The organism is Gordonia sp. Z-3 (assembly GCF_036233855.1).
Classification (GTDB): domain Bacteria; phylum Actinomycetota; class Actinomycetes; order Mycobacteriales; family Mycobacteriaceae; genus Gordonia; species Gordonia tangerina.
Map to the genome: position 1 here is coordinate 1 of NZ_JAZARS010000004.1, position 15,740 is coordinate 15,740.

17 protein-coding genes are annotated in these 15,740 nt (G+C 67.0%); 4 read left to right on the forward strand and 13 right to left on the reverse strand.

All coding sequences use genetic code 11. The features are described 5' to 3' along the window. Positions 1–180: 180 nt before the first annotated feature. The 7 genes from VX037_RS05165 to VX037_RS05195 are packed head-to-tail and all read right to left on the reverse strand — an operon-like array spanning position 181 to position 5,993. On the reverse strand, positions 181–1,551 hold the full coding sequence (locus tag VX037_RS05165) for a SagB family peptide dehydrogenase (RefSeq protein WP_328713483.1): 1,371 nt from the start codon (positions 1,549–1,551) through the stop codon (positions 181–183). Positions 1,552–1,561: 10 nt separating this feature from the next. Beyond that, the gene (locus tag VX037_RS05170) at positions 1,562–2,539 is read right to left on the reverse strand and encodes an ABC transporter substrate-binding protein (protein WP_328713485.1); all 978 of its coding nucleotides are present in this window, start codon (positions 2,537–2,539) and stop codon (positions 1,562–1,564) included. A gap of 57 nt (positions 2,540–2,596) precedes the next feature. Further along, positions 2,597–3,382, reverse strand: a complete 786-nt coding sequence (locus VX037_RS05175) for an exodeoxyribonuclease III (RefSeq protein WP_287015365.1) — start codon at positions 3,380–3,382, stop codon at positions 2,597–2,599. Positions 3,383–3,385: 3 nt separating this feature from the next. Next, entirely contained in the window at positions 3,386–3,919 is a 534-nt protein-coding gene (locus VX037_RS05180) for a barstar family protein (protein ID WP_328713486.1), read from the reverse strand. Further along, a complete protein-coding gene (locus tag VX037_RS05185; RefSeq protein ID WP_235726163.1) occupies positions 3,916–4,374 on the reverse strand; it encodes a ribonuclease domain-containing protein in 459 nt (152 codons plus the stop codon). Before VX037_RS05185 ends, VX037_RS05180 begins: the two co-directional genes overlap by 4 nt. Before the next feature lie 22 nt (positions 4,375–4,396). After that, the gene (locus VX037_RS05190) at positions 4,397–5,365 is read right to left on the reverse strand and encodes a GNAT family N-acetyltransferase, cg3035/Rv0428c family (protein ID WP_235726161.1); all 969 of its coding nucleotides are present in this window, start codon (positions 5,363–5,365) and stop codon (positions 4,397–4,399) included. A gap of 13 nt (positions 5,366–5,378) precedes the next feature. Then, positions 5,379–5,993, reverse strand: coding sequence for a peptide deformylase (locus VX037_RS05195; RefSeq protein WP_235726160.1), 615 nt, complete (start codon positions 5,991–5,993; stop codon positions 5,379–5,381). 218 nt (positions 5,994–6,211) lie between these two features. Here VX037_RS05195 and VX037_RS05200 point away from each other — a divergent pair, with 218 nt between their 5' ends. The 4 genes from VX037_RS05200 to VX037_RS05215 all read left to right on the forward strand — a co-directional run bounded on the left by VX037_RS05200 (position 6,212) and on the right by VX037_RS05215 (position 9,091). Beyond that, positions 6,212–6,574 carry a DUF3263 domain-containing protein gene (locus VX037_RS05200; RefSeq protein WP_235726159.1) on the forward strand — a complete coding sequence of 121 codons (363 nt, stop codon included), beginning with the start codon at positions 6,212–6,214 and terminating at the stop codon, positions 6,572–6,574. Positions 6,575–6,643: 69 nt separating this feature from the next. Beyond that, positions 6,644–7,138, forward strand: a complete 495-nt coding sequence (locus tag VX037_RS05205; protein WP_235726158.1) for a LytR C-terminal domain-containing protein — start codon at positions 6,644–6,646, stop codon at positions 7,136–7,138. Positions 7,139–7,243: 105 nt separating this feature from the next. After that, positions 7,244–7,912 carry a superoxide dismutase[Cu-Zn] gene (sodC, locus tag VX037_RS05210; protein WP_235726157.1) on the forward strand — a complete coding sequence of 223 codons (669 nt, stop codon included), beginning with the start codon at positions 7,244–7,246 and terminating at the stop codon, positions 7,910–7,912. Between the two features lie 54 nt (positions 7,913–7,966). Further along, positions 7,967–9,091 carry a glutamate--cysteine ligase gene (locus VX037_RS05215; protein WP_235726155.1) on the forward strand — a complete coding sequence of 375 codons (1,125 nt, stop codon included), beginning with the start codon at positions 7,967–7,969 and terminating at the stop codon, positions 9,089–9,091. A gap of 128 nt (positions 9,092–9,219) precedes the next feature. Here the strand turns inward: VX037_RS05215 and mnhG are convergent, their stop codons facing one another. Genes mnhG through VX037_RS05245 form a run of 6 tightly spaced genes read right to left on the reverse strand, consistent with a single transcriptional unit; the run spans position 9,220 to position 15,721 of the window. Continuing rightward, positions 9,220–9,552, reverse strand: coding sequence for a monovalent cation/H(+) antiporter subunit G (gene mnhG / locus VX037_RS05220; RefSeq protein WP_235726154.1), 333 nt, complete (start codon positions 9,550–9,552; stop codon positions 9,220–9,222). Next, a complete protein-coding gene (locus tag VX037_RS05225) occupies positions 9,549–9,812 on the reverse strand; it encodes a monovalent cation/H+ antiporter complex subunit F (protein WP_235726150.1) in 264 nt (87 codons plus the stop codon). Before VX037_RS05225 ends, mnhG begins: the two co-directional genes overlap by 4 nt. Continuing rightward, a complete protein-coding gene (locus tag VX037_RS05230; protein ID WP_235726149.1) occupies positions 9,809–10,600 on the reverse strand; it encodes a Na+/H+ antiporter subunit E in 792 nt (263 codons plus the stop codon). Before VX037_RS05230 ends, VX037_RS05225 begins: the two co-directional genes overlap by 4 nt. After that, positions 10,597–12,204, reverse strand: coding sequence for a Na+/H+ antiporter subunit D (locus tag VX037_RS05235; protein WP_235726147.1), 1,608 nt, complete (start codon positions 12,202–12,204; stop codon positions 10,597–10,599). Before VX037_RS05235 ends, VX037_RS05230 begins: the two co-directional genes overlap by 4 nt. Then, complete coding sequence (locus VX037_RS05240) at positions 12,201–12,812, reverse strand: Na(+)/H(+) antiporter subunit C (protein ID WP_235726145.1); 612 nt, start codon at positions 12,810–12,812, stop codon at positions 12,201–12,203. Before VX037_RS05240 ends, VX037_RS05235 begins: the two co-directional genes overlap by 4 nt. Further along, positions 12,809–15,721 (reverse strand): Na+/H+ antiporter subunit A, encoded by a 2,913-nt coding sequence (locus VX037_RS05245; RefSeq protein WP_235726144.1) that lies wholly within the window; start codon positions 15,719–15,721, stop codon positions 12,809–12,811. The genes VX037_RS05240 and VX037_RS05245 overlap by 4 nt, the downstream gene beginning before the upstream one ends. Positions 15,722–15,740 lie beyond the last annotated feature (19 nt).

The following is a 15,740-nucleotide window of genomic DNA, read 5'->3' on the forward strand; positions in this document are numbered from 1 at the left end:
CCCCAGCAGATACGACAACGGCACCGGTGTAACCGGTGATGCAGGCGGCCGTTCTGGGTTTCCTACCGTGCCGAGCAACGCATTCGCTCCTGTGCGTGCTTATCCGGTCCGGCATATCGTCATCATCTCGGCCTGCTGGCAAACAAGGTATTCGAACTCGCGTTCGAAGTCAACAACTTTTCACGAACTTTTTGCCGGCGTCCCCACCACAAAACTCCCGACGTTGCATTCAACCAGTTCGTCGACCCCGGTGGCCTCGCCGAACGCGGCGGTGTCGCCGTAACCCTGGGCGACGCCGCCGAGTCCCATGGCGGTGGCGGTGAGGTAAAGCGTCTGGGTGAGCACGCCGACATGTTTGAGGATCACCGCGTACGGCATCTGCTCATAGGTCCACATGATCCGACCGGGGCGCGCCGCCAGTACCAGGAGTATCTGCGGCAGTTGGCCATCGGCAAGGGTGAGCGACGCGGGTGCGAACAATGTGGCGACCGCCGGACTGTCGTAGGGCGCGACCGGCCGCAGGACATGGTCGAAGGAATCGTAGTGGTACATCCCCGGCGCCACGCCGTCGGCGGTGCGCACGACCGGATAGATCTCCAGCTCGTAGAGCGACCCGCCGGACGGGTACGGCCGCGACGGCAGCTCCTCGGGGACCGGCCGGTCGGCGTTCACAGTTCGGACGCTGCGTGTACGCGCGCATCGGAACAGCAGCTCACCGAGCTGGGCGAGGGATATCGGGTGTGCATCGTCGAAGTCGCGCACTGACTTCCGGTCCTCCACCACGGCAGCCAGCGGCGCGTCGGCGGTGCGGAGATCGGAGAGGTCGGGTTCTGGCAGGGCAATCGGGTCGCCGGGGTAGACGTCGCGTCGCGCCGGGACCGGCTCGAATGTGCCCTCGGCCCACCGGGTGGGACCGAAGTGCTGCCAGTTGGTCGCGCGGTCGCCGACCGTGCTGTGGCGATGGAACCAGAGCTCATGCGGACCCCAACTCCGGGTGGGGAACTCGGCATGCTCACAGCCGGCGGCGACCGCGTGACCCGACCAGGCCAGATCGGACAGCAGCCGTTGCTGTACCGATGACTTCGGTGATTCGGAGCCAAGGCCGCCGGCGACGGACAGGATCTCCGGATCGTGGATCTCGACATCACACCAGCTGCGCGGGTTCTCTGCGACGACGACGCCATCCTCGCGCCGGATCACCGTGAACCGCGACAACTCGACGTCGTCGCCGACGTCGGCAACCGTGGGGCGTGCAGTCGGCGGCCGTCGGAACGGCCGCAACGAGTACAGCTTTCGCTCACCCACAGAGACCGTCATCGACAACGCTCCGGCATCGATCAACCGCTCGACGAGGCTGTCGACGTCCGTATCGGAACCCTCGGACACCGTGATCGGGCCCACGTTGAGCGACCGGAGCACGGCCAGCTGCGGTCGGGTGAGCCTGTCCAACCGCTTCTTGGCCGGCAGAACAACCGCGACACCACCGCCGCCCAGCAGGAATCGGGCTCCGGGCGCCAGCGTGTAGACGGTATGTGGGGTGCGCTCGCTCATGAGTCCGACGTCAGGCGGCGGCACGCTGCAGCGCCGGATACATCTTGTCCAGCACGTACGGGATCGACAGCGGCGTCGGCTCGTTGAGGCCGCCGATCTCGGCGACCGACAGTCGGCTGACTGCACCACTTTCAACTGAACGCAGGCCCTGATACCCGGGCAGCTTCTCCAGCGCGTTCATCTGCTGGTCGGTGTTGGCGGTGACCACCAACAGATCCGAATCGAGCATCGGGACGTTTTCGGTGGAGATCGGGAAGCGTGGTTGACCGTTCTTGCGGAATTCCGCGACCAGCTGCGGCGCGATGGTCATACCCAGCGATGAGAACAGGTAGGTGGCACCGTCGTCGGGATCGGCCATCACCTGGATCTGATCGTTGGAGAACATGTAGGCCATCGTGTAGGTCTTGCCGTTCAGACCGGGCATGTCCTGTTTGGCGGCGTTGATCTTCTCGTCGACGCCCGCGGTGATCTCCTTGGCCTTCTCGGGTTCGCGCAGCACCGTGCCGAGGAACGTGACCATGTCCTGCCACGGGTCGATCTGCTTGCCGGTGATGCCGGGGATGGTGGGAGCCAATTTCGAGACACTGTCATAGATCTCGGGCTGCCCGTCGGCCATGTACGACGTCGCAAGGATCAGGTCGGGCTCGGCCTTGGCCACCTGCGCGACGATGTCGTCGGTGCTGATCGGGGTGGAATCCTGCAGCTGATCGCTGGCCCACGGGGCCGGATTGCCGGTCAGCACCTGGATGTTGTCGAGGTAGGCGACGGGGGTGATCCCGAACGACAGGGTGACGTCGATCCACTGTGCGCCGAGGGTGACGATCCGCTTGGGCACACCGTTGATGGTGACCGAGCCCTTGGACGTGTTGACCTGGATCGGGGCGCCCTCGTCGGCCGATTCGTCGGGCGAACTACAGGCACTCAACGCCAGCGCCGCCACCACCAGAGGGGCGATCAACACGAGCAGAACACGCAACGCACGGGTCATGCGTGCAGCCTAACCTAAGCATCCAGATCGGAGGCAGGCCCATGACCGGCCGAGCAATCAGTACTCCAGGACCACCGGCGCGTGGTCGCTGGCGCCCTTGCCCTTGCGTGCCTCGCGGTCCACCCAGGCGCCGCGCACCCGATCGTCGAACGCCGGTGAACATAGCAGATAGTCGATCCGCATGCCCTCGTCACGCGGGAAACGCAACTGCGTGTAGTCCCAGAAGGTGTAACCGTCGGCGTAGGGGAGTGCCGAGTCGCGGAAGCCCACATCACCGATGGCCTGGATGGCGGCACGCTCGACGTCGGAGACGTGGGTGTGCCCCTCGAACGCGGTGGGGTCCCAGACGTCATCGTCGGTCGGGATCACATTCCAGTCGCCGGCCAGCACCACCTGGGCGGCCGGATCATGCGCCAGCCACAACGACGAGATGTCGCGTAGCTTCGCCAGCCAGTCGAGTTTGTACCGGTAATGCGGATCGTCGAGGGCCCGGCCGTTGGGCACATACAGACTCCACACCCGGACGTCGCCGCAGCGGGCCGAGATCGCGCGTGCCTCCCGTGCGGGCGTGGTGTACTCGGCGCCGAACGACGGCTGCCCCTCGAAGCCGGTCTCGACCTCGTCGAGCCCGATCCGTGAGGCGATCGCGACGCCGTTGAAGCCGCCGGTGCCGATGTGTGCGACGTCGTAGCCGGCGGCCAGGAAACTCATCACCGGGAACTCGTCGTCGCGGCACTTGGTCTCCTGCATCGCCAGCACGTCAACGTCGTTGCGTTCCAGCCAGCCGACCACGCTCTCCGAACGGGCGCGGATCGAGTTCACATTCCAGGTGGCGATGCGCATCAGTCAGTCCTCTGTGTCGTCGTCGGCGTCGGGTGCGATCTCGGCCACCACAGCCCCCGCGTCGTGCCACCGTTGCGTCACCCAGCTCGTCAGTGCCGGTGGGGTCAGCAGGATCATCGCGAACGGCAACGGTGTGTCGCGGTCACGGTAGTGATCGCGATAGAAGACCAGCGAATCGGCAAGCCATCGCAGGTCACCCGGGTCGCGACGCAACAGGCTCTCTGCATGATCGACCACCGTCACCAGCGCCGTGAGCGAGCCGTCGGTTGGGGCATCGGCATCGAGGTCGCGCATGCAGTCGTCGAAGGCGTCGCGGTTACGACCGAAATGCGGCGGAAAACCCCACCCCCGTGCGAACTCGTCGAGCAGTGAGCTGAGCGACGGCATTGCGCGGCCGTCGACATGCCGTAGCCGAGTCTGCGCGGGCATCGCCGGGCAGTTTCCGTCGGCGATGACGCCGACGACCGGCCCGTCGCGCCCCGCGTCGAACAGGAACCGCCGCACCCCGATGGGTGTGGGCGCTGCGTCGGGACTCACTGGTCCGGTCCCCGGATCTGGACGAACGAGCGGTAGTGGTCATCGGTGTACCAGGCGCTGCCATCGCTGCCGGTCACGATGCGCTCGGCGTCGCGGCTGCGGCCGGGTTCCTTGGGATTGACGTCCCACTCGCGGTAGTCGATGCGTCCGCCGGCGCTCGTAGCGGGCAGAAGGCCCTCGTTGTTGCGGAAGACCGAACCGCCGCGGGTGCCGGGTGCATCGGCCGCTTCCGGCCATTCGCCGGCGTCGATCAGAGCGAGGGTCGCCATGACGTGGTCGGGGATGTCGGCTGCCACCGTTCCGGTGGCCGTGGCATTGCCCGCGACACCCCGGGGGGCCTGCGATGCGTCGTCGGAGCTGCCGAACGACCAGGTGAGGACCGCCGCGGCGATCGCGAGAACGATCCCGACGACCGACGCGATGGTGCGTCGTCGCGCCACCCTCGTCCTTGTCACGCGCTCACCTTAAGTCGTTCGATCACAGGGCGAGATAGCGGGAGGTGTGATGCAGACCGAAACCCGTCGTCCGATACCAGGTGCCGGCGATTCGATCGGCGGCGTGCACCAGTACATGAGCACGTTGCGCGTCGTGGTCGGCGCCCCACGCGACCAGCGCCGCCAGCACCGCATCGGCCTGGCCGGGAGTCGCCGACGATACGGTCAGGCCGAGCCACCGAGTGCCGTCGGTGCCCCCGGTCACGGTGCCGCGTCCGATCGCGTCGGGTCCGTCGCCGCTCGAGGCGAACACCACCGGTCCCTCCGACGCGCCGACGACAGCAGTCGCGACTGACAGATCGACGTCGGGACCCCGGTAGGCATGCAGCCATGCCGGGCTCGGTGAGTCGTCGAGCCCCACCTGCTCGGCCGGGGTTGTCGGCTCTGTGTGGATCACGTCGAGATCACCGGCCAGGAGCTGCATCTCGTCGCCCAGCGGCTGTCCGACAACCTGCCCCGCCGGGAGCAGCCGCTCGGGGATGGCCACCACCGTCGGCAGGTTGCGCTCCGCGTACCAACCGCGCAGCGCCGACATGGTGGCCGCGTCGGTGCCCGCGCCGAACTCGAGAGGCACCGCCGAGTTGGCGCGGCGGGTGAATCCGCCGCCCGCGCGGAGCAACCATCCGTCGAGCATCGCCGATTCGGTGCCCGGCCAGGCGGCCGCGGCCGCGGCCTCCAGACTGCGGATCTGCGAGTTGCGCACCGTCATCCGCGACAGCACGCGAATCGAGGTCACCGCCGTGCGGGGGATCGGCTGTGGGCCATCGCGGTCGATGACCAACGGGTCCCCGTCGTCGAGCAGCACCCCGGTGACATCGGACAGTGCGGCACCAGAACCGCCGCGCCAATCGGCCGGTGTCGCGTCGCCCAGACGGTATCGGATGACGACGCGGTCACCCACGAACGGGATGCGGTGGCCGGACGCCGGGTCGTCGGACGGGTGTGTCGTCACCGGGAGTTGTCGCTCAGTCGTCGTCTTCGTCGTCGTGCCCGAACGGATCGTCGACGCTGCCGGGGAGCCAGGTCAGGCCGGGTTCACCCCAACCATTGCGCTTGATGGTCTTCTTGGCCGCCCGCGCGTTGCGTCCGATCAGCACGTCGACGTACAGGAACCCGTCGAGATGACCGACCTCATGCTGCAACATGCGCGCGAAGAATCCGTTGCCCTCGATCGACACCTCGTCGCCGTTGCGGTCGACACCGGTGACCCGGGCCCAGTCCGCGCGGCCGGTGGGGAACTGTTCACCCGGCACCGACAGACACCCTTCGACGTCGTCGTCGGGATCGGGCATGGTCTCCGGGATCTCCGAGGTCTCCAGCATGGGATTGATCACCTCGCCGCGGCGACGCGTCGCGGTGTAGCGCTCACCGTCCGGGCAGTCGTAGACGAACATGCGTTTGCCGACCCCTACCTGGTTGGCGGCCAACCCGACCCCGTTTGCAGCGTCCATCGTTGCGTACATGTCGTCGAGTAGTGTCACCAATTCCGGCGACGGGCGGCGGTCGGCATCGAGTTCGACGAGCTCGGTGGGATGGTGCAGCACCGGTTCGCCGACGATGCAGATCGGGAGAATTGCCATGTGGGACAGATTACCCAGCGGCCCCACGCCCCTTTCTCGTGGCGAGTCACATCGCGAACGGGGCCGCCGATCGTGGTTAGATGATCAGCGAACCACATTGCTGTGATTTGTCCGGGCCTCGAGGATCCGGTCGGTGGTGTCGACCGGTGTGGGGCGGGGGTAGCGCCCGCCGGGCGAGCGGTGATGTGATGTGCACGAGGCGATCTTGAGGGAGCGAGATGGACGGCGCAGCTGCGCGAAGCCAGAAGCAGGGCGATCAACCCACACCCGCAGATTCATCCGCCGAACAGACGACGAACCCTGTCGATCCGCACGAGGTCGGGCCGGACGGGCTGTCCCGTCGCGACCACGACATCCTGTCGTTCGAACGGCAGTGGTGGAAGTACGCCGGGGCCAAAGAAGAAGCCATCAAGGAGCTCTTCGGACTCTCGGCAACCCGGTACTACCAGGTGCTCAACGCGCTCGTCGATCGCCCCGAGGCGCTGGCCGCCGACCCGATGCTGGTCAAGCGGCTGCGCCGGCTGCGGGCGTCGCGCCAGAAGGCCCGCGCGGCGCGTCGCCTGGGCTTCGAGATCACCTGACCCGACCACGTCGGTGACTCCCGTGACCGTGACGGGCCCGTCATCGGATGTGAAGTAAGGTTCTCGGTGATGAACGCTGATCACGAGCCGAGTCGCCTGCCGCTGCGGGCGGGGGCGATGATGTTGCTGGCCGTGGCCATTGTCTTTCTCGGCCTGGGCTGGCACTCCGCGGCCACCAGCGGCGATGATCCGGAGCAGGAATTGGAGGCGGCGCAGAGCCAGGCCACCAGCGCGACGACGCAGTCGTCGGCGAGCGCGGCCGCCTCGTCGTCGGCGACGGCATCGGCCGATACGCCACAATTGTGCGTCTTCAACGCCGGGTCGATCTCGGGTCTGGCCGCCGACATCACCGAATCGTTGCAGGCCGCAGGTTTCCAGACCGACGAACCGGGGAACCTGTCGACCGCGTCGATCACCGAGAACACCATCTTCTACGACACCGGACAGCAGTCGGCGGCCGAAGAGGTCGCGGATGCGCTCGGCGGTGACGCCAGTGTCGACCCGCGTCCGTCGTCGTTCACCCAATGCCCGGACGGTATGCCTGTCATCGTGGTCACGCGGTGATCTCCCTCGACGATCCGAGGGGTGGTCACCACACCCGCGAACCCGATGACCACGAACTCCGATGAGCACCCACAGATTTCGGCCCGTTGACGATCAAGGAGTGACATGACCGCCAGTAAGCTTCAGATTCGCCGCACGCTCGCCGTGCTCGCCTCGGCCGGTATCGCCGGCGCAGTGCTGGCCGGCTGCACTCCCGACGAGCCGCCCACCGACGTACCCGGCACCACTCCCTCGGTGGTGACCGGCAATCAGGCGCCCCCCGGCGAGGTCGACGACGCCGACGGCATCGGGCAGTCGCCCGAGGAGGACGCCACCGCACGACTCGTCGACGATCAGGGCGAGGACGTCGGCGAGGCCACCTTCGAGCCCAGCGGGTCGTCGGTCAAGGTCACCGTGCGGCTCAGCGCCGACAGCGGTATCGAGGCAGGCTTCCACGGCATGCACATCCACGAGAACGGGGTCTGCGAGACCGGCGGCGACAGCGCATTCTCCAGCGCCGGGGGGCATCTGCAGGTCGACGGCAACACCGGCCACCCGGCCAGCGGTGATCTGGTCTCACTCAATGTGCTCGAGGACGGCACGGCGGAGACCGTCACCACCACCGACTCGGTGAACCTCGAGCAGATCGTCGGCAAGTCGATCATCATTCACGAGGGCGCCGACAACTTCGCCAACATCCCGACCCGCTACGCGCCTGCCCCGGACGAGCAGACGATGTCGACCGGTGACGCGGGCAGCCGTGTGGCCTGTGGCGTCATCGAAGCGCACGAGTGACGCGGACCCGCTGACCCCGATCGGCACTGACGTGCGCTCCACCGGGCTGTTGTGATGGTCACCCCCATCGAGTTCAACGGTTCACCGACACCGTCGCTGGGCGTGGAATGGGAGTTCGCGCTCACCGACAAGGTGTCCGGTGACCTGTCGAATTCGGCCGCGGACCTGTTCACGCGCGTATCGGAGCATTGCCCGGCCCGGCGGGACAAGGTGCACAAGGAGTTGCTGCGCAACACCGTCGAGATCGTCACCGGCATCTGCCGAGACACCCCGGAGGCGATGGCGGATCTGACCGAGACGCTGGCTTCGGTGCGCGAGCACACCGAAGCGTTGGGCGTCGACCTCTACGGGGCGGGTACTCACCCCTTCGCCCAATGGTCGACCCAACTGCTCACCGAAGGTCATCGGTACGCCGAACTGATCGAACGCACCCAGTGGTGGGGGCGGCAGATGCTGATCTGGGGGGTCCACGTGCACGTGGGGATCAGTCACCGCGACAAGGTGTTACCGATCCTCGGCGCCCTGCTGAACTACTACCCGCATCTGCTGGCCTTGTCGGCGTCGTCGCCGATGTGGGCCGGGCGAGACACCGGATATGCGAGCAATCGCGCGATGATGTTCCAGCAGCTGCCCACTGCGGGATTGCCGTTCCAGTTCGCGACCTGGGCCGAGTTCGAGTCGTTCGTCGCCGACCAGAAGATGACCGGCATCATCGACCACATCAACGAGATCCGGTGGGACATTCGGCCATCACCCCATCTGGGCACCATCGAGGTGCGGGTGTGCGACGGTATGACCAACGTCGCCGACCTGGCCGCGGTGGTGGCGTTGATCCACTGTCTGGTGGTCGAGCTGGATCGGCGGTTGGCGGCCGGGGAGACGTTGCCGCAGATGGCGCCGTGGCTGGTGCAGGAGAACAAGTGGCGCGCTGCCCGGTACGGTCTCGACGCCATCGTCATCCTCGATTCCGACTGCTCCGAACGGCTCGTCACCGACGATCTCGGCGACCTGCTGACGCGGCTGCAACCCATCGCCCGCGACCTCAACTGTGCCACCGAGCTCGCGCACGTCGCCGACATCGCTGCGCACGGCGCGAGCTATCAGCGTCAACGCCACGCCTACCGCGAAACCCGCGACTTGCGCGAGGTGGTCCGGTCGGTGGTCACCGAGCTGTCGTGACCACTCGCCGCAACCCCCGCACTCCCCGCCGGCGGCGAAAGTGCCGTTGATTTGGGTCACCAGGTGACTCAGATCTACGGCACTCTGGCAGACCCATCCGAGGATCGGGGCGCGAGCCGACCGCCACGCTAGTCCTGTGCCGGGTTCTCCATGTCGTCGCGACTGAGCAGTCCGTCGCGGGCGCGTTGCTCCTGGTACACCAATCGGCCGATGCGGTGGGCGATCACCGGGGCGGTCATCAGCGCGAACAGTCCGGCCAGCACCAGCATGCCGACGTCGACGTGCTGGCCGAGCCGGATCATCGCGCCGATGAGCATCAGCAGCAACCCGAAGGTCTGTGGCTTGGTGGAGGCGTGCATGCGGCTCAGCGTGTCCTTGAACCGCAGCATGCCGATGGCGGTGGTCAGCGCCAATGCTGCACCGAGTACCAGGAACACCGAGGAGATGATGTCGCCGATCATGTCTCGTCGTCCCTCACCCGGAAACGTGCGATGGCCACCGAACCGGTGAAGCTCAACAAGCTCAGCGCGACGATCGCCGGGACCACCGTCGAGTCGCGACTGTAGGCCGCCCAGGCGGCGAGGCCACACATGCACAGGGCGATCATGGTGTCGAGTGCGACCAGCCGATCCAGCGACGACGGTCCGCGCAACACCCGAACCGTGGTCAACACCGCGGCGATCATCAGCAGCACGCTGACGGTGATCCAGACGTAGGTCATCGGCGGCCCCCGTCGGTCGGTGGGACGTCGACCACGTCGGGGTTCTCGGTCTCGGCGCGACCGATGTCGTGGACCCGGTGGTACTCGTCGTCGAGGCCATGATACGGACTCGGATGCCATTCGCTGTCGCGCTCGAACGCCCGGATGAAGGACCGTTCGACAAACGCGACCTGGTCGTAGAAGGCTTGTACCTTCTTTTCGGTGCGCACGTCGAAGACATGGATGTAGAGGATGCGTCGTCGGTGGTCGATGTCGAGCACCATGGTGCCGGGGACCAGGTTGAGATAGTCGACGGCCAGCGTCAGCACCATGTCGGATTTGATCGCCACCCGCACCCGGATCACCGCACCCAGCGGTGGTTTGCCCGGTCTGATCGCCGCCCACGCCACCTGTGCACTGGACACGAAGAAGTCGATGACCAACCGCACCAGGATGACCAGCACCGCGATGGGATGGATCCGGCCTTCGACCGGCACCCGGGGCAGTGGCAGGAGGGTGACGATGGCGATCGCGAGCACCAGGCCCCCGAGGATGTTGGCCCAGGACACGGTGCCCCACAGCAACACCCACACGAAGGTCAGCCAGGCCAGCGTCCACAGTCGGACGGCGACCTCTCGTGAGTCGCTGCCCAACCAACGGGGGATGTGGATGTGCTCGCGCATCCACACGAACACCGTCACCGAATGCCAGAACAGGAACAGCAACGACACTCGGCGGGCGGTGATGATGCGCGACCGCACCGGCACGGGTCGGCGTCCGTCCTGCTGCTGTTCGGGTCCGTCGTTCACCGGTCACCTCCCAGAACCGCCTCGATGTAGATGCCGCGATCGGTGATGTCGGTGGCCGCGCGGTCGGTGAAGCCGAGGATGGGTCCGGCCCACAACGTCAACACCAGGCCTGCGATCACCATGACAGCCGTGGGCAACACCATCCCGGCCGGCATCCGCCCGACGTCGTCGCGGTCGTCGAAGGCGCCGTCGGTGCTCTCGTCGATCAACGCCGACGGACCTTGATCGGACAGGTCGCCTTCCGGCGCGTCGGCGCGTGGCCGCCAGAAACCCTTGGTCCAGACACGAGCCACCACGTACAAGGTCAGCAGGCTGGTCACCACCGACCCCGCCACGAGCATCCAGGCCAGCACCGATCCGTCCTGGGTGCCGGCCTCGATCAGCGCGACCTTGCCGACGAAACCGGAAAACGGCGGGATGCCGCCAAGGTTGAGCGCCGGTATCAAGAACAGCGCGGCCAGCACCGGACTGGCCATCAGCCCACCGAGCCTACGCAGTGACGACGACCCCGCCTGCCGTTCGATGAGTCCGACGACGAGGAACAGCGTCGTCTGCACCAGGATGTGGTGGGCCACGTAATAAATGGCCGCCGACAACCCGAACTGCGACGACAACGCGATCCCGAACACCATGTATCCGATGTGGCTGACCAGGGTGAACGACAGCAGACGTTTGATGTCGGACTGCGCGATCGCGCCGAAGATGCCGACCAGCATCGTCAGCAGACCGGCGATCATCAGAATCGTGTCCATCGAGCCGCCGGGGAACAGCAGCGTGTGTGCCCGCACGATCGCGTACACACCGACCTTGGTGAGCAGGCCGGCGAAGACGGCGGTGACCGGAGCGGGTGCGGTCGGATACGAGTCGGGCAACCAGCTCGACAACGGAAAGACCGCGGCCTTGATGCCGAACGCCACCAGCAGCACCGCGTAGAGCGCATTGCGGGTGCCGTCGGGGACGTGGTCGAGGCGTGCGGCCATCTCGGCGAGGTTGAGGGTGCCGGTGGTGGCGTAGGCGAACGCGATCCCCGACAGGAAGATCAACGACGACACCATCGACACCATCACGTAGGAGGCGCCGGCCCGGACCCGTTCGGCGCTGGCACCGAGCGTGAGCAGCACGAAGCTCGCCGCCAGCAGCACCTCGAACGAGACGTAAAGGTTGAACAGGTCGCCGGCGAGGAAGGCATTGCAGACGCCGGCGGTCAGGATCAGGTAGGTGGGCAGGAAGATCGACACCGGCTGATGCGAGGTGCCGTCGCGGATGCCCTGCCCGATGGCGTACACCACCACGCACAGCAGCACGATCGTCGAAACCACCAGCATCAGCGCCGCGAGCTGGTCGACGACCAATGTGATGCCGAGTGGTCCGTTCGGAAATCCCTTGTCGCCCCAGCCGCCGATGGTGACCGCGAAGGTGCCGTTCTCGTTGGTCAGATACAGCAGCAGGCACGACGCGATGAACGCGGTGAGGATGGCGCCGACGGTGATCGGGCGTTGGAAGCGTGGGCTGCGACCGCGCAGCAGGGTGAGCGCCGCGGCGATGATCGGCACCAGGGTGGGCAGCACGATCAGTACCGGCACCCACGACGGTTGCGGTGTCATCGGCCACCTCCGTCGCGGTCCGACCCCGAATTCTCGTGTCCGTTGGCGCCCGGCTCGTCGGGGCCGACCTCGTCGATGACGTCGGCGTCCTCGGGCATCAGGTCGGTTTCGATGAGCCCGCGGTGGCGTTCGATGAATTCCTCTCGGGTCAGCGGATTGCCCTCATCGTCGAAGAAATCGCCGGCACTGGTGTCGGCCAGGGTCACCGGGTCGTCGCTGCGGTCGCGGTCGGGCGCGGTCTGCAGCGAACCGGTGGCGATCTTGCGGTCCTCGGGGTCGTCCTCGACGTCCACGTCGTCGCGGTTGATCACGTACAGCCGGTAGACCAGCGCCAGGACGAATGCCGCGATGCCCATCGTGATGACGATCGCGGTGAGGATCATCGCCTGGGCCAGGGGATCGGCGTCGTGGGCGCGGTTCTCCGAGGCCCGCCCCATGATCGGCGGATTGCCCATGCCGCCGGAGACCACCAAAATCAACAGATTGATGGCGTTGCCGCAGAGCAGGAGCCCGAACAGCATCCGGATCAGGCTGCGTTCCATCAGCAGGTAGGCGCCGCAGGCGGCGAGCACGCCGACGACGATCAGGAAACCGAGGTTGATGCTCACCGGCTCACCTCCTCGGCGTCGGCACGGATGCGCATGGGCTGGTTGTCCGCGATGGAGGTCTCGACGTCCAGGCGCGCGCCGAGGCTGCGCAGGACATCGAGGACCAGGCCGACGACGATCAGGTAGATGCCGAGGTCGAAGAACAGGGCCGTCACCAGTTTCACGTCACCGAGCACCGGCAGGGTGATCTCGAAGACCGCCGACGACAGCACGGGCGCACCCAGGAACATCGACGTCACCGCCGTACCCGCGGAGATCGCCAGCCCGGCCCCCAGGACACGTCCCGGCTCCACCGGCAACGCCTCGCCGAGTTCGTAGCGGCCACCGGCGAGGTAACGCAACACCAGGGCGAGGCCCATGGTGAGCCCGCCGGCGAAGCCGCCGCCCGGCGCGTTGTGCCCGGCGTAGAAGAAGTACACCGACAGCACCACCATCGTCGGGAAGATCAGTCGGGTGGTGGCTTCGAGCACCATCGACCGGTGGCGTGGATCGCGGAAGTCGCTGCCGAGCAGCCATCGGGTGCGGTCGGGCGGGATCGGCTCGTCGACATCCGTGCCGTTGGTGCCCGATTGCAGGCGTGCGGCGTCGGCGACGCGGGGGACCGCGCCGAAGCGGCGGTTGCGGAACACCATCGACGCCACACCGGTCGCGGCGACGATCAGCACACACACCTCGCCGAGGGTGTCCCAGGCGCGGATGTCGACCAGCAGGACGTTGACCGCGTTCGCGCCGTGGCCGAACTCGTAGGCGGCCTCCGGGATGTCGACCTGCACCGGTTGTTCGGAGCGGGCGGCCGCCGCGAACAGTCCGATGACCACGAGGGTGGCGCCGAACGCGATACCGATCAGCGCCCGCAGCGGCTTGAAGCCGGTGGCGTGCCGCGGTTCCGGTTCGGCGGGCAGTTTGCGCAGCACCAGCACGAAGATGACCAGGGTCAGCGTCTCGACCAGGAACTGCGTCAGCGCGAGGTCCGGCGCACCGTAGAGGGCGAACAGCATGCCCGCGCCGTAGCCCGTGAGGCCCACCACCAGGGCTGCGGCGAGCCGGTTGCGCAGGATGATGGCGGCCAGCGCCGACACCGCGATGATGCCGCCGATCACGGCTTGGACCGCCGAGTCGAAACCACGCCACTCCAGCTGGTTGCGGCCACCCCACGCCAGCACCGCGGTCGGCAAGATGATCGCGGTGGACAGGATGACGCCCTGGGTGATCGGCAACGACCCGCGCTGGGTGTTGCGGGTCATCATCAGCGACAGGGTGTCGGCGCCGCGCAGCGTCGCATCGTAGATGCGGTCCGCGTTGAGCAACGGCCGGTAGCGGAACAGCTGACCGCGCAGCTGCCGGACGATCAGGAACAGCAGCGCCCCGGCGACCACCACGATGATGGAGAACACGACCGGCAGACCGAAGCCGTGCCACATGGCGAGATGCTCGAGTTCGTGGCCGTAGGCGGGCAGTGTCTCGGCGTACGGCTCGAACAGCGGGCCGATCTGGGAACTCAGCAAACCGGCCACCACACCGGCGGCGGCGAGGACGACGGGCGCGAAGTAGAACGGCGCGCCTGGCGGGTGCATATTGGCCACGGCCGGACTCGGGGTGGCGCGCACCTTGCGTCCGAAGGCGCCCCACAGGAAGCGGCAGGTGTAGGCGAAGGTGATCACCGACCCGACGAGCAGGACGATGTCGATGGTCTCCGACTGCCAGGGCAGGTAGGCGCCGGAGTCCCACACCGACGCGAAGGCGGTCTCCTTACCGACGAAGCCGATGGTGAACGGCAAGCCGGCCATGCTGGCACCGGCGACGGCCGCGGTGAGCGCGAGGACAGGTAGCCGTTGTCCGAGTCGCGCGAGCTTGCGGATGTCGCGGGTGCCGGTGGAGTGGTCGATGATGCCGACGACCATGAACAGCGACGCCTTGAACAGGGCATGGGCCACCAGCATCGCCATGCCGGCCATCGCCACGTTGGCGTCGCCGATACCGACGAGGACCGCCAGGAATCCCAGCTGGGACACGGTGCCGAAGGCAAGGACGAGTTTGAGGTCGAGTTCGCGCAGGGAGCGCCAGCCACCCAACACCATGGTGATCATGCCGAGCACCACCACGGTGACGTGCCAGCTCGGGGTTTCGGAGAACGCCGGTGCCAGCCGCGCGATCAGGTAGATACCCGCCTTCACCATCGCCGCCGCGTGGAGGTAGGCGCTGACCGGAGTGGGCGCGGCCATCGCGCCGGGCAGCCAGAAGTGGAACGGCACGATCGCCGATTTGCTGAGCGCGCCGATCAACAGCAGGACGACCGCGGTGTCGACGTAGACCCCGGCGGCCGGTGGGCTGGTGAGCAGGTCGGACAGCAGGTAGCTGCCGGTGCGTTCGCCGAGCATGATGATGCCGACCAGCATGGCCAGACCGCCGGCGGTGGTGACCAGCAACGCCTGGGTGGCGGCTCGACGGGCCGTCGCACGGATGCCGTAGAAGCCGACCAGCATGAACGACAAGACGGTGGTCAGCTCCCAGAACACGTAGAGCACCAGCATGTTGTCGCTGACGACGAGGCCGAACATGGCCGCGGCGAATGCGATCATCTCGCCGCCGAAGACGGCGACCCGGGGACGGGCGTCGTCGAAGTAGCGGGCGCAATAGCAGAGCACCAGCGCACCGACACCGAGGATGAGGACCGACAGGATCGCGCTGAGGGTGTCGAAGCGGGTGACGATGTCCATCTGCAGGACCGGTACCCACTCGATGGTCTCCACCCGGGGTGGTTCGCCGGCAGTCGGCCAGTTCAGGATCACCCAGATGAGTGCGCCGGCGGGGGCAAGGGCGAGGACATAGAAGCCGCGCGTGCCCAGCCACTTGATCACCGGGGGTGCACAGAGCGCGCTGAGCGCGAGCGCAACCAGTACACCGATCAAGTGGGCACACCGTCTTTCA

Coding starts and splice junctions, on each gene's coding strand:
- VX037_RS05165 (WP_328713483.1), bottom strand. CDS start 1,551: ATGAGCGAGCGCACCCCACATACCGTCTACACGCTGGCGCCCGGAGCC.
- VX037_RS05170 (WP_328713485.1), bottom strand. CDS start 2,539: ATGACCCGTGCGTTGCGTGTTCTGCTCGTGTTGATCGCCCCTCTGGTG.
- VX037_RS05175 (WP_287015365.1), bottom strand. CDS start 3,382: ATGCGCATCGCCACCTGGAATGTGAACTCGATCCGCGCCCGTTCGGAG.
- VX037_RS05195 (WP_235726160.1), bottom strand. CDS start 5,993: ATGGCAATTCTCCCGATCTGCATCGTCGGCGAACCGGTGCTGCACCAT.
- VX037_RS05200 (WP_235726159.1), top strand. CDS start 6,212: ATGGACGGCGCAGCTGCGCGAAGCCAGAAGCAGGGCGATCAACCCACA.
- VX037_RS05205 (WP_235726158.1), top strand. CDS start 6,644: ATGAACGCTGATCACGAGCCGAGTCGCCTGCCGCTGCGGGCGGGGGCG.
- sodC (WP_235726157.1), top strand. CDS start 7,244: ATGACCGCCAGTAAGCTTCAGATTCGCCGCACGCTCGCCGTGCTCGCC.
- VX037_RS05215 (WP_235726155.1), top strand. CDS start 7,967: ATGGTCACCCCCATCGAGTTCAACGGTTCACCGACACCGTCGCTGGGC.
- mnhG (WP_235726154.1), bottom strand. CDS start 9,552: ATGATCGGCGACATCATCTCCTCGGTGTTCCTGGTACTCGGTGCAGCA.
- VX037_RS05225 (WP_235726150.1), bottom strand. CDS start 9,812: ATGACCTACGTCTGGATCACCGTCAGCGTGCTGCTGATGATCGCCGCG.
- VX037_RS05235 (WP_235726147.1), bottom strand. CDS start 12,204: ATGACACCGCAACCGTCGTGGGTGCCGGTACTGATCGTGCTGCCCACC.